The sequence below is a fragment of the Nocardia africana NBRC 100379 genome, assembly GCF_001612635.1.
GTDB classification, from domain to species: domain Bacteria; phylum Actinomycetota; class Actinomycetes; order Mycobacteriales; family Mycobacteriaceae; genus Nocardia; species Nocardia africana.
The window spans coordinates 21,272-35,559 of record NZ_BDAV01000029.1 but is presented as its reverse complement, the minus strand read 5'-3'; the positions used below and the strand labels follow the sequence as shown (position 1 = coordinate 35,559).

Below are 14,288 nucleotides of genomic sequence, written 5' to 3'. Positions count from 1 at the left end.
GCGTTGCACGACAAGATCGGTCACCTCGAACAGGCCGCCGCAACCGAAATCGCCGTGCACCACACCAGGCAGACTTCGGCCGTGGCGCGCATGAACGAGCACGGATGCAGCACCGACGACATCGCCGAACTACTCGAAATCAGCGTCAAGAACGCGCGGCAACTACGTGCCGCCGGGCGGGCAGAGCCCGAACCAGGCGTGCAGACGGCACATCCTGAGAGCGAGCCACCGCTCAACGAGCCGCAGCCGTCCGTGGAATCGGCAGAACAATCGCCCTAACTGGGAACCCGGAAATGCCCTGCCGCCGGGATCGCCGACCAAACGGTGCGCAAGCGAACTACGCCGGGCCTGCGGCAGTGAAGTCCTAAGAGCGTTGTTTACGGGTGATCACGCGTCGTTGAGGTAACCCCCGGCGTTCCAGACGATCCCCTGGAAACCGCCTGGGGAAACCGGATGTCGCACCGGGATTCCAGCGGCGGGCGCGAAGGGCCAAAAGCACATGCCACATCGATGGCAGTACACCCCTGCGCGCCACACCGCATAAGCCGCAGGCGCGCCGCGGCGAATCCGAGCCGACCGTCGCAGTCTCCGGAACGCGAACCACAAAATCAGCAACGACGGCAGCGCGAGGAAAAGCGCAAAACCAAAAGCCCCAATCAAAATCGAAGCAGTCGAGACGTCCGGATGTGGACGGCTAATCAGCACGCCCGCAGCGGCGAAATACACGACCGCTGGCAAGCTCAGCACCACTGCGAGGGTTGTGAGGCGACCAGCACCCCGGAAGCCAGGCTCGGGCGCGAGTGATTGGGCCAGATAACTGGATTGCGTTCGCTCAACGAGCGAGGAGCCCATGACCGGCACCAGACCCGACGAACTCACTCCGACACCTGAGTAGTAGTCGGTGTCATACACCGTCGAAGTTCCCGAAGCGCGGATCGCGGGAACGCTCTGCACGCAATCGTCGTAACCGCAAGAGGGACAAGAGATATCGACGCTCATGAGGTTTCGATCCCCTCCGACCGCCGCTGCGCCGGGAAGATCGCAGGTGCGCAACAACGTCTCTGCTCGTAGCCGGTGGCGAGATGGTTGTGTCCATCGAACACCTCCACTCTGAGCCTGTCGATAGGTAAAACGAACAGTTGTGTCACGCATCGGGCACGTACCTCCTCATCTGCGACAGAAATGTGGTGTACATCACGCGAACCGCGGTCGGGGACGCTTGTCCGTCATTTGCGCGAATCCCTGAAGTACGCGTGCGCGTCCAGCGTGCTTGATAGCGACGCCGTCTGCTGGGACCCGTCACGTGTGGTCGATCGGTCTGCTGACGCCGTCAGTAGCAGGGAGGAGATATTGACGGCGTCAGCAGAGAACGGGTATGGTTTGCGCCGGAAAATTGCGCGAAGTTTCGTGAAATTCCTGTTGCTACCGGCGGAGACGTTGCATCGAACGGCTCAGCTCGACTTTTGTGAGGCAGGGGTTAGGGGTTCGATTCCCCTAACCCCTTCTACGCTGTTCTGAACGCCCCTGCGATACATCCCTGTATGCACTTCTGCGCCCCTTCAGGCTGTCCGTCTAATTTCGAGTTTAGCCACCATTCAGCGGCTTCGCTAGGAGCAGTTCTATTGCTGGCCCCGATTTGCGAAGCGCCGATGTGAAGGCACAGGTTTCGTGCCGGGCGCCATCCTCGATGCCCTGATCGGCCGGTCAGGCGAGCGTCTGCCCGGTTCCTAGAACAGCGGAGGTGGAACAGATTTCAGCGAAGCAGTGGCGCGCAGACCCGCTCCAGCAGTCGGGTAAACGTATCTTTCGATAATTAGCAGAGTAGCGACCGAACCCGATATTGACCTCAATCGTGTATCTAGTGCGCAGACATAGGGGATTTCTTTCGCGTGTACGTGTGCCGTGCAATTGGCGAACTCGTGCTGATCATCGAAGCGATGTTTCTGCACTCACGGTTGGAGGTCGGATTGTTTCCGGTCGTACATTGTGACGGGCGGGAGGTCGAGCGCCTTCGTGTGGGTGAGGATTCTGCTCACGGTTGATCTGCTGCGGCGGGTTCGTTTTGCGATTTCGGTGGCATTGAGTCCCTCGCTGTAATGCAATTCCAGAACTTGGGCAACTTGGTCGGCATTGCGCCGGCCGGCGGGATCGCGTGCACAGATGGCCGCGGCGATGTCGCTCCATTGTGTTGTGCTCGGTGCGGACTCGACCCGCCCGTCCAACCCCTCAGCCGACGTGCGCACGGTGTCGTCGGCAAGGGCCGGTGACGGATCCGGTGGTGTAGCGGGCATCGTCGGTGTGGTGGGTGCTGCGTCTTCTGTTGGGGTGCTGGTGTTGTGGGGTGGTTGTGTGATCGAGATGAGGGCGACGGTGGCTTGGGTCATCGAGCCTTCGATGATCAGCGGCCACAGCCATGCCTGGTTGTGCGGGATGCCGGCCAGTTCGGCGAGGGACCGCAATGCGGTGAACGACAGCCAGAACGCTCCGGCCGCGATGAGGACGGTCAGTACGACGGTGAGCCGGTGGGCGGCGGTGCTGTGCACCTGCTTTCGCTGTAGAACGGTGACACCGTGCACAGCGGTCAGTAACGCGATCGGTGGGACGACCGCGACCGCACCGGCGATCGGCGGAGCCGGTGCGTGCAGAACGGCGTGCACAGCGTTGCCGGTGATGCTCACCGTCGCCGATGCGACGAGCACGCACCAGAAGAAGGCGTGCGCACGGTCGGGTCTATCCCCGTGTTCCGGGGCGCTCGACGGAGGCGGCGTGCGCACAGTGGTGTCGGGTGCGGGCATGTGGTGTGGTCCTTCGGGCGAGCGGGGTTCCGGTGTGCACGCGGCAGTGTTCATGTGGCCGTAGGTCCTTCGGCCGTGGACAGAGGGTGGGGCTCGCCGGTGAGTACGGCGAGGGCGGTGGCGACTTCGAGCAGGTTGGCTTTGACGTAGGTGGCCGTCGTGCCCGCGGTCTTGCCGTCGTGCCCGGCGTAGGCACGTGCAACGGCGTAGCTGAAGGTGCGCTCCACCCAGGTCAGGGTGGTATGCCGGAGCCAGTGCATGGTCACGCCCTGTACGGCCACCCACGGCAGCTCTTCGCCGATGCGCGCCCAGATGTGGTCATAGCGCCGCGAGGAGATGGGTTTTCCGTTCTTGTATCGGAGCAACTGTTCCGACTGCGAGGCACCACGGTCGGCGGCGTGCTGAAGCAGGTGGCGCATCAGGGTCGGTGAAACGGGCTGCCAACGGTCGGTGCCGTCTTTTTCTCGCAACCACACCAGGCACTGGGTTGCATCGAGGTCGTGCGGTCGAAGCGCCAGCGCGCCGCTGCGGCGGCACGCCGTCTCGACGTGCAGGCGCAAGATCAACGAGTCCAGTTCCGGATCATTGCCGGTAGCCGCCGCGACAGCGCAGATCTCGGCCAATCGTGGCGAGGGAATCGCATAGCGATGGGAAGGTTTGCGCGTCGGCTTGGCCATCTTGCGAGCTGGATTGTCGCTGGCCCGGATCCAGCCGTTCTTCTCGGCGAACCGGTACACGCAGCGGACCGCGCCGACGAAGTGCTCCACCGCGCTTCCCCCGCCGCGCGACGCCCGGTTGGTGCGGGCGCGTTCTTGGACGGCTCGTGCCATGTCTTCGAGGTCGGCTTGGGTGGGCTCGTCCAACCGGCGTGCCGCCCATTCGGTTTCGAGTCGCCGCAGGTGGGTGTCGTAGGTACGCAGCGTTCCGCTTTTCAAGGTGGTACGTACCTGGGGGACGATGATCGCGAAGGTCGGAACCGATGCCGGCGACTCGACGAGATCGGCGGGCGAGAGGCCCATCTGGGCCAACAGGACTCGCGCGGCGGAGACGGTCTCCGCCGACGTCATGGTGGTCATCGCTGTCACCGCTCCAGCAAGGCCAGGCCGGCGGCGAACAGTTCCTCCATCGCAGCCGGAGGGGCGATGGCGAGTCGTTGACGGGTCTGCCTGCCGAGCAGCAGCACACGGTCACCGACGAACAGATTCACCCGGCGCCGCTGCCGGTACGGAATGCGAACAAAGCCTTCGCGCACAAGAACCGAGCCTTCGGGGTCGGCGGAGGCCACGAGTACGCCGTGATCGTCGCACCGGACGGTCAGCCTGGTACCCGGTGCCCAACCGAGCCCGGCGAACACTTTCCGGTCCAAGACCCGCCCAGCTTCGCCCACCGTGCTCATCCCGTACATCACGTCCGCGCTCGGCACGCGAACCGGGGACGGGTGGGGGAACCGGGCGCCCTCGATCAACTGTTGCAGCGGGGTCTGCGGGGGGATCACCGGCGCGATCACGCGCACCACCCCCAGCCACGATCGAGCCGGAAATCGGAGACGGGATCCGGCATCCGTGCCGGAAAACACTGCAGGTCAACACACATCGACACTGGAATTCCTTCGCGTGGTCGAGTGCGCTCAACCACGCGGACGCCGAATGTGTCACCAGTGACACGAAATCGTGCGCGAGGGGGGACTTGAACCCCCACGTCCGAGGACACTGGAACCTAAATCCAGCGCGTCTGCCAATTCCGCCACTCGCGCGTGATGGTACGACCGTCCAAACTCTACCGGCCGGGGCGCGGATCGCGAAGCCGCGCGGGGGTGTCGTGTACCCACGGGTAACACGAACTGGGATTATAACGATTTGGCAACTCCCAATATGAGGAACCCTCAACTTTCTGACTTCCGAGTAACCCTGCCACCTGGGGGTTCAAACATGAGGGAGGGTCATGTTTGGGGGTGTTCTTGTACGTGCGTACCGGAATACTCGACGGTAGGGGTGCGGGGGCGGGGGAAACGTGAGGCTTTCCTCATGATTTTGTGCGAACCTGAGGCTTCGTCAGGTCCTCAGGGGTGAGGGACGCCTGTGCACGCAAGAGCGGGCCCCGCGGGGTGAGCCGCCACGAGAAGGAAGTCGATACGTCTTGACGATCAACGAACACACCGGGACCGGAACGAACGCGAAGGTCGTTGGGGGAGTTTCGGATACGGGTATCAAGTCGTCGCTGCTGGATCGCCTGCTCGATGGTGAGAAGTACGCGCTGGCCTTCGGTGGGCAGGGTGCGCAGTGGCTGCGGGAGCTGGAGGAGATCGGACGCGACAGTGCGCTCGAGCCCGAGCTGACCGCGCTCGTGCGCGAGGCGGACGCACGGCTGGAACCGGTGGCGGCGCAGCTGCTGGTGGTCCGGCCCGTCGGCTTCGATCCGATCGCGTGGATGCTCGAGGACGAGCTCGCCGACGGCGAGGAAGGGGAGGAGTCGGCGGCGCCGTCCGCGCAGGCGCTGCGCTCCGCCGCGGTCTCGATGCCGGGTGTCTTCCTCGCGCAGGTCGCCGCACTGCGGGCGCTGCGGATGCAGGGGCTCGATCCTGCCGAGCACGCGCCGACCGGCATCATCGGTCACTCCCAGGGCCTGCTGGCCGCCGAGGCCGCGACCGCGCACGGTGCGCGCGACGCGGAACTGCTCGCGCTGGCCCAGTTGATCGGCGCGGCAGCCACATTGGTCGCGCGCCGGCGCGCTCTCATTCCGGTCGGCGACAAATCGCCGATGGTCGCGGTGTCCAATGTCGACCCCGACGAGCTGCGTGCGGTCGTCGCCGAGGTGTCTGAAGGTGTGGACCCGAACGTCGCCGCGGTGGTGTCGATTCGCAACGGCCGCCGGCGGGCGGTGCTGTCGGGCACCGTGGCCCAGCTGGAGCGGGTGCGGCAGCGCTGCGCCGAGATCAACGCCGAGCAGGGCCGTGATCGCGATGCCAAGAAGCGCGGCGGCTCGGTGTTCGCCCCGGTCTTCGAGGACGTCCAGGTCGAGGTCGCTTTCCACCACCCCGCGCTGGCCGAGACCGTCGAGCTGGTGTCGGCCTGGGCCGCGCAGTGTGAGATCGACACCGACCTCGCCGCGCAGCTCGCCCGCAGCATTCTGGTCGACCCGGTGGATTGGGTGCAGATCGTCGACGACACCGTTTCCGGTGGCGCGCAATGGATTCTGGATATCGGCCCGGGTGATCTGCTGAGCCGCCTGACCCAGGGTTCGCTCAAGGGCACCGGCGTGGGCATCGTCGCCGCTGCGACCCGGCCTGGTCAGCGCAGCCTCTTCACCCCGGGCGCGGCGCCGCAGGTCGCGCCGTCCTGGGATGCGTTCGCGCCCAAGCCGATTCGTCTTCCCAACGGCCGTATCGTGGTGGAAACCGCCTTCACCCGCCTGACCGGCCGGTCGCCGATCCTGCTGGCCGGTATGACCCCGACCACCGTCGACGCGAAAATCGTTGCCGCCGCGGCGAATGCGGGCCACTGGGCCGAGCTGGCCGGTGGCGGCCAGGTGACCGAGCAGATCTTCGCCGATCGGGTCGCCGAGCTGAAGACCCTGCTGCAGCCCGGCCGGGCCGTGCAGTTCAACTCGCTGTTCCTCGACCCCTACCTGTGGAAGTTGCAGCTGGGCGGTAAGCGACTGGTGCAGCGCTCCCGCATGGCCGGCGCTCCGTTCGACGGCGTGGTCGTGACCGCGGGCATCCCCGAACTCGACGAGGCCGTGGCGCTGATCGCCGAGCTGACCGAGGCCGGTATCACCCACGTCGCGTTCAAGCCCGGTACCGTCGCGCAGATCCGCGCGGTGCTGCGCATCGCCGACGAGGTCCCGGACTACCCGGTGATCATGCACATCGAGGGCGGTCGCGCGGGCGGCCACCACTCCTGGGAGGACCTCGACGACCTGCTGCTCGAGACCTACGCCGAACTGCGCAACCGGGACAACGTCGTGGTCTGTGTCGGCGGCGGCATCGGCACCCCGGAGCGGGCCACCGAATACCTGACCGGCGAATGGTCGGTTTCCCACGGCTACCCGAAGATGCCGCTGGACGGCGTGCTGGTCGGCACCGCGGCCATGGCCACCCTGGAGGCCACCACCGCCCCCGAGGTCAAGCAGCTGCTGGTCGACACCCCCGGTACCCCCGACTGGGTCGCCGCCGGGACCGCCACCGGCGGAATGGCTTCCGGCCGTAGCCAATTGGGCGCCGATATTCACGAGATCGACAACTCCGCCTCGCGCACCGGCCGTCTGCTCGACGAGGTCGCCGGCGACGCCGAGGCCGTGGCCGCGCGCCGCGACGAGATCATCGAGGCGCTCGACCGCACCGCCAAGCCGTATTTCGGCGATGTCGCCGGTATGACCTACCTGCGCTGGCTGGAGCGCTATGTCGAGCTGGCCGCGCTGCTGCCCGAACATCAGCGCGCCGGTCGCGACGGCTTCGACTGCGGCACCGACCTCGGTGACGCGATCGCCGACGCGACCCGCTCGGTGTGGGCCGACATCACCTGGCGGGACCGGTTCGCCGAGATGGTGCGCCGCGCCGAGGGCCGCCTCAACCCCGCCGACCGCGGCCGCATCCCGACCCTGTTCGACGACGACAGCGTCTTCGAACGGCCGGTGCACGTGATCTGCACGCTGAAGGAGCACTACCCGGCCGCCGCCGACACGGTCCTGCACCCGGCCGATGTGCCGTTCTTCGTCTCGCTGTGCAAGACCCCCGGCAAGCCGGTGAACTTCGTGCCGGTCGTCGATGCCGACGTGCGCCGGTGGTGGCGCTCGGACTCGCTGTGGCAGGCTCACGACCCCCGCTACACCGCCGACCAGGTGTGCGTGATCCCCGGCACCGTGTCGGTCGCCGGCATCACCCGCGTCGACGAGCCGGTCGGTGAACTCCTCGACCGCTTCGAACAGGACACCGCGTACACGCTGATCCGCGGCGGCGTCACCCCCGCCGCCGTCGACGGCCGCCGCCGCGCCGACATCGGTTCCGGCGCCATCGACATCGTGCTGGCCGCGCCCGATGTGCAGTGGGCGGGGCGTACCACTACCAATCCGGTGCACCGGCTCGGTGATCTGCACGAGTGGACCGTCGACACCCAGGGCGCGCTGCACCGGCCGACCGGCGCCACACTGGTTCCCGCGACCGGGCCGGACGCCGACCACGCCTACGTCGAGCTGACCGTTCCGCTGTCGTCCGCGAACGAGGTCCGGATCCGCATCACCGTGCCCGGCTCGGTCTACAACGGTGGCGCACCGGTGGTGACCGAAGCCGATGCCGAGACCGCGATGTCGGCCCTGCTCGCCGTGGCCGCCGGGCAGGCGTTGCCGGAGGTCAAGTCCGCCAACGGTATTCACGTCGCGCACGTGAATCTGGCGTGGACGCCCGATATGGTCGCCGACCACGCCGGTGTGACCGGCTCGGGTCTGCCGGAGGGCCTCAGCACCATCGGCCGCCGGGTTCCCGACGTGCTGGTCGGCGCCTGCTGGCCGGCCGTGTTCGCGGTGCTGGGCGCGAGCCGCGCCCACGGCGAAAACGGAAGCGTCAGCAGTGTTATCGAGGGCATGCTGGATCTGGTGCACCTGGACCACCAGGTCGACCTCGTGCGTGAGCTGCCCGCTGATCCGGCGGTGCTCAGCGTTCGCGCGGAATCCGCGTCCGTGATCGACACCGATCTGGGCCGCGTCGTCGAGGTGCGGGTCACCGTCGGCGTCATGCGCGATCACGGTCTGGAGACGCCGACCGTCGCAACGCTGGTGGAACGCTTCGCGATTCGAGGCCGCAACGGCTCCGGCGAGCTCACCGATCCGCCGCGCGCGGCCGGGACCGTGTCCGAGGAGGCGACCGAAACCCCGCGCCGGCGTCGTCGCGACGTCACGCTCACCGCGCCGCGGGCCATGGCAGCCTTCGCCGAGGTGTCCGGCGATCACAACCCGATCCACACCAGCAGCGCCGCCGCGAAACTCGCGGGCCTGGGCAGCCCGATCGTGCACGGCATGTGGCTGTCGGCCGCGGCCCAGCACGCGGTCTCGGCGGTGGATCCCGAATCTCCGCTGCCCGCACGCACTGTCACCGCCTGGACCACCCGATTCCTCGGCATGGTCCGGCCGGGCGCGCAGATCGATGTGCGCGTCGAGCGGATCGCCGTCGACCGCGGCTGCGAGATCGTCGAGGTGTCCTGCCGGACCGGCGGTGATCTGGTGATGACCGCGACCGCCCGGCTCGCGGCCCCCAAGACCGTCTACGCCTTCCCCGGTCAGGGCATCCAGACCAAGGGGATGGGACTGGACGCCCGGTCGCGGTCGAAGGCGGCCAAGCAGGTGTGGGATCGCGCCGACAAGCACACCCGGGAAGCCCTGGGCTTCTCGATCCTCGCCGTGGTGCGCGACAACCCGACCTATCTCAAGGCCCGCGGCGTGGAATACCGCCACCCGCAGGGTGTTCTGCATCTGACCCAGTTCACCCAGGTCGCGATGGCCACCCTGGGCGTGGCGCAGGTCGCCGAGCTGCGGGAGGCCGGTGCGTTCGTCGAGGGCGCGATGCTGGCCGGCCACTCCGTCGGTGAGTACAACGCGCTGGCCGCCGTGGCCGGGGTGCTTCCGCTGGAGGCCGTGCTCGAGGTCGTATTCCAGCGTGGATCGGCCATGCACGAGCTGGTGCCCCGGGATGCGCAGGGCCGCAGCGACTATCGGATGGCCGCCATCCGCCCGTCGCAGATCGGGCTGCCCGACGCCGAGGTGATCGACTTCGTCGCCGGTGTCGGCGAGCGCGCCGGGGAATTCCTCGAGGTGGTGAACCTGAACCTGCGCGGTTCGCAGTACGCGATCGCGGGTACCGTCGCCGGTCTCGAGGAGCTGGAAGCCGAGATCGAGCGCCGCCGTGCCGAATTCGGTGGTAAGCGCGCCTTCGTGCTGGTGCCGGGCATCGACGTGCCGTTCCACTCGACGGTGCTGCGCAAGGGTGTGCCCGAGTTCCGGCACAAGCTCGAGGAGCTGCTGCCGGAGAACCTGCATCCGGAAATCCTTGCCGGGCGCTACATTCCGAACCTGGTGCCGCGGCCGTTCTCGCTGGAGCGCGACTTCATCGCCGAGATCGCCGACTACGTGCCGTCGGAGCCGCTGCGTGCCGTGCTCGACGACTTCGAGTCGTGGTCCGCGCGTCCGGAAGAACTGTGCCGGGTGGTGCTGATCGAGTTGCTGGCCTGGCAGTTCGCCAGCCCGGTGCGCTGGATCGAAACGCAGGATCTGCTGTTCTCCGACACCGGACGCGGTGGCCTCGGTGTGGAGCGGTTCGTCGAGATCGGCCTGGCGGCGACGCCGACCGTGGCGAACCTGGCGAGCAACACCCTGAAGTTGCCGCAGTACTCCGCCACCAAGGTCGAGGTGCTCAACATCGAGCGCGAGGCCGGCGTGGTCTACTCCACCGATACCGATCCGGCGCCGGTGGACGAGCCGGAAGAGACTGTGGCCGAGGCGGTTCCGGCCGCGGCGGCCGCCGCGGCCGCCCCGGCGCCGGCTCCGGCCGCCGCCTCCGGTGGTCCCCGCCCTGACGACATCACCTTCACCGCCGCCGACGCCACCCGCGTGCTGATCGCGCTGTGGACCAAGCTCCGGCTGGACCAGATCGGTCCCGTGGACACCATCGAGGCGCTGTGCGACGGTGTCTCCTCGCGGCGGAACCAGCTGCTGGTCGACCTCGGCTCCGAGCTGTCGCTGGGCGCGATCGACGGCGCCGCCGATGCCGATATGGGCGCGTTGTCGGCCACCGTCGACCGGCTGGCCCGCACCTACAAGCCGTTCGGCTCGGTGCTGTCCGACGCCATCGGCGACCACCTGCGCAAGGTGTTCGGTCCCTCGGGTAAGCGCCCGGCGGCGATCACCGATCGGGTGAAGAAGGTGTGGCAGCTCGGCGACGGCTGGGCCCACCACGTCACCGCCGAGGTGTCGCTGGGCACCCGCGAGGGCGCCAGCGTGCGCGGCGGGGATCTCGGTGGCCTGGTCTCCGGCGCGTTGAGCGACGGCGCCGCGGTGGATGCCGCGATCGACGCCGCCGTGCAGGCCGTGGCCGCGCGTCGTGGAATCAGCGTCGCGCTGCCGGCCGCGGGCGGTGGCGGTGGCGCCACGGTCGACGCGGCCGCCCTCGGTGAATTCACCGAGCAGATCACCGGTCGCGACGGTGTGCTGGCGACCGCCGCCCGGGTGGTGCTCGAGCAGCTGGGCCTCACCGACCAGGTGTCGGCGCCGGAAGCGAGCGACGAATCGCTGGTCGACCTGGTCTCGGCCGAATTGGGTTCGGACTGGCCGCGTTTGGTCGCTCCGGCCTTCGACGCCCGCAAGGCCGTGCTGATCGACGACCGCTGGGCGACCGCCCGCGAGGATCTGGCCACCCTGTGGCTGGGTGGTTCGGGCGAGGACACGGTCGACAGCTTCGTCGGAGCCGGTAAGGCCGTTGCGGCGCAGGCGCAGTGGTGGCGCAAACTCGCTATGGGCGAGGCGCGTTCGGTGCTGGCTCGTACCTATGAGCGGATCGCCGAGGCGGCCCTGAGCACCGACGAGGGTGTCTGGTCCGCCGATACCGCGGTGATCACGGGCGCGAGCAAGGGGTCCATCGCGGCCTCGATCGCGGGCCGGCTGCTCGCCGGCGGCGCGACCGTCATTCTCACCACGTCCAAGCTCGACGACGACCGCCTCGCCTTCTACAAGCAGCTCTACCGCGAGCACGCTCGCGCGGGGGCCGCGCTGTGGGTGGTGCCGGCGAATATGGCCTCCTACTCCGATATCGACGCACTGATCGACTGGGTCGGCAACGAGCAGACCGACAACGCCGGTGGCGCGAAGGTGCTCGTGAAGCCCGCGATGACCCCGACGCTGCTGCTGCCGTTCGCCGCCCCGCGGGTGGCCGGCGATCTGGCCGATGCCGGGGCGCGCGCCGAAATGGAGATGCGGGTCCTGCTGTGGTCGGTGGAACGGCTGATCGGCGGCCTGTCCGCCCTCGGCGCCGACCACGACGTGGACGCGAAACTGCATGTGGTGCTTCCGGGTTCGCCCAACCGCGGCATGTTCGGCGGCGACGGCGCCTACGGCGAGTCGAAGGCCGCGCTGGACGCGGTGATCGCCAAGTGGCGGGTGGAGAAGTCGTGGGCGCAGCGCGTCACCATGGTGCACGCGATGATCGGCTGGGTGCGCGGCACCGGCCTGATGGGTCACAACGATCCGCTGGTCGCGGCCGTGGAGAAGGCCGGCGTGCACACCTGGTCCACCCAGGAGATGGCCGACGAGCTGCTCAAGTGGTGCACGTCGCGGGCTCGTGCCGTGACCGCCACCGGACCGCAGCAGATCGACCTCACCGGCGGGCTGGCCGGTGCGAAGCTGGACCTGTCGGCACTGGCCGAGGACGTCGAGCGCGACCCGGAGGCGATCGCCGACGAGCGGGCGACCGTCCCGGCGCTGCCGGTGCCGCCGACGCTCACCTCGGCGCTGCCGACTCCCGAATGGGGCGCTGTGACCGCCGATCTCGCCGATATGGTCGTGATCGTCGGCGCCGGTGAGCTCGGGCCCTACGGTTCCGCGCGCACGCGCTTCGAGATGGAGGTCGCCGACGAGCTGTCCGCGGCCGGCGTGCTGGAGCTGGCGTGGACCACCGGTCTGGTCACCTGGGAGAACGACCCGAAGCCGGGCTGGTACGACGCCGAAAGCGGCGAATACGTCGAGGAATCGGAGTTGGCCGAGCGTTACCACGACGCGGTGGTGCAGCGCTGCGGCATCCGCCGCTACGGCGACGACGGTGCCATGACCGACAACGCGGCGCCGCTACTCACCTCGGTCTTCCTCGACCGGGATCTGAGCTTCGTGGTCAACAGCGAGGCCGAGGCACGCGCGTTCTACGCCGCCGATCCGGAGCACACCGTGATCAACCCGGTCGCCGATTCCAGCGACTGGCAGGTGATTCGCCAGGCGGGCACCGAGATTCGGGTGCCGCGCAAGGCGAAGCTGTCGCGCACCGTCGGCGGCCAGATCCCCGAGGGCTGGGATCCGACCCGCTGGGGCATCTCGCCGGATATGGCGAGTTCGGTGGACCGGGTGGCGCTGTGGAACATCGTCTGCACCGTGGACGCGTTCCTGTCCAGCGGCTTCAGCCCCGCCGAGCTGATGAGCTGGGTGCACCCGGCGATGGTGACCAACACTCAGGGCACCGGTATGGGCGGTATGTCGTCGATGCGCTCGCTCTACATCGACAACCTGCTCGGTGAGCCGCGGGCCAACGACATCCTCCAGGAGGCGTTGCCGAACGTCGCACTGGCGCATGTGGTTCAGTCCTACGTCGGCAGCTACGGCGGCATGATCCACCCGGTCGCGGCGTGTGCGACCGCGGCGGTGTCGGTCGAGGAGGGTGTGGACAAGATCCGTCTCGGCAAGGCCGAGGTCGTGGTCGCCGGCGGTTACGACGATCTCGGTATCGAGGGCATCGTCGGCTTCGGTGACATGTCGGCGACCGCGGATTCGGCGGCCATGAGCGCCAAGGGCATCAGCGACCGCTACTTCTCCCGGGCCAACGACCGGCGCCGCGGCGGGTTCGTCGAATCCCAGGGTGGCGGAACGGTTCTGCTGGCCCGCGGTGACATCGCCGCGGAGTTCGGCCTGCCGGTCCTCGGCGTGGTCGCGTTCGCGCAGTCCTTCGCCGACGGTGTGCACACCTCGATTCCCGCTCCCGGACTGGGTGCGCTCGGCGCGGGCCGCGGCGGTGCGGAATCGCGGCTGGCCGCCGAACTGCGCAAGCTCGGCGTGACCCCGGACGAGATCGCGGTGATCTCCAAGCACGACACCTCCACCGCCGCCAACGATCCCAACGAATCGGAGCTGCACGAGCGGCTGGCCGGCGCGCTGGGACGTTCCGAAGGCGCCCCGATGTTCGTGATTTCGCAGAAGTCGCTGACCGGTCACGCCAAGGGCGGTGCGGCTGCCTTCCAGCTGATCGGGCTGTGCCAGGTGCTGGAGCAGGGCGTGATTCCGCCGAACCGCAGCCTCGACTGCGTCGACGAGAAGATGGCCGAATATCCGCATCTGGTGTGGCCGCGCCGGCCGCTGCGGTTCGGGGATCGGTTCGCGCTCAAGGCCGGTCTGGTGACCTCGCTCGGGTTCGGGCACGTCTCCGGTCTGCTGGCGGTCGTGCATCCGCAGGCCTTCGTCGAGGCGCTGGATCCGGAGCGTCGCGACGACTACCTGCGCCGCGCCGAGGAACGCCGGCTCGCCGGCCGTCAGCGGCTGGTCGAGGCGATGTGCGGTGGTGAACCGCTCTACGAGCGGCCCGCCGACCGTCGTCTCGGCGGCGAGGGAACTCCGGCCAAGCAGATCCGTCAGCTCGAGGCCGACGTGCTGCTCTCGGCGGAGGCCCGCCTGGGCGCCGAGGGGCTGTATCTGGCCCACGGCTCCTGCGGCACAGGCGAACTGGCTGGTAACCGGAAGGCCGAGAAGTAGGGAGATCGG

At 68.2% G+C, this 14,288-nt stretch carries 6 protein-coding genes and 1 tRNA gene; 2 read left to right on the top strand and 5 right to left on the bottom strand.

Annotation, left to right across the window (positions count from 1 at the left end; genetic code table 11):
- Positions 1-279: hypothetical protein (locus tag NA3_RS33695; RefSeq protein WP_218021940.1), on the top strand; the 279-nt coding region annotated here is incomplete at its 5' end.
- A gap of 108 nt (positions 280-387) precedes the next feature.
- On the opposite strand, the gene NA3_RS37365 is transcribed toward NA3_RS33695, so the two are convergent.
- From NA3_RS37365 to NA3_RS33675, 5 genes are all read right to left on the bottom strand, one after another.
- Positions 388-999: a hypothetical protein gene (locus tag NA3_RS37365; protein ID WP_157126623.1), complete on the bottom strand. Its 612-nt coding sequence runs from the start codon at positions 997-999 to the stop codon at positions 388-390.
- 950 nt (positions 1,000-1,949) lie between these two features.
- Positions 1,950-2,795 (bottom strand): DUF2637 domain-containing protein, encoded by an 846-nt coding sequence (locus NA3_RS33690; RefSeq protein WP_062968727.1) that lies wholly within the window; start codon positions 2,793-2,795, stop codon positions 1,950-1,952.
- A gap of 50 nt (positions 2,796-2,845) precedes the next feature.
- Entirely contained in the window at positions 2,846-3,871 is a 1,026-nt protein-coding gene (locus tag NA3_RS33685; RefSeq protein WP_062968725.1) for a tyrosine-type recombinase/integrase, read from the bottom strand.
- A 5-nt stretch (positions 3,872-3,876) separates the two neighbouring features.
- Entirely contained in the window at positions 3,877-4,311 is a 435-nt protein-coding gene (locus tag NA3_RS33680) for a hypothetical protein (protein ID WP_062968723.1), read from the bottom strand.
- 155 nt (positions 4,312-4,466) lie between these two features.
- Positions 4,467-4,548, bottom strand: a tRNA-Leu gene (locus NA3_RS33675).
- Between the two features lie 383 nt (positions 4,549-4,931).
- On the opposite strand from NA3_RS33675, the gene NA3_RS33670 reads away from it, so the two are divergent.
- Positions 4,932-14,279, top strand: a complete 9,348-nt coding sequence (locus tag NA3_RS33670) for a type I polyketide synthase (protein ID WP_062968721.1) — start codon at positions 4,932-4,934, stop codon at positions 14,277-14,279.
- The last annotated feature ends 9 nt before the right edge of the window (positions 14,280-14,288 follow it).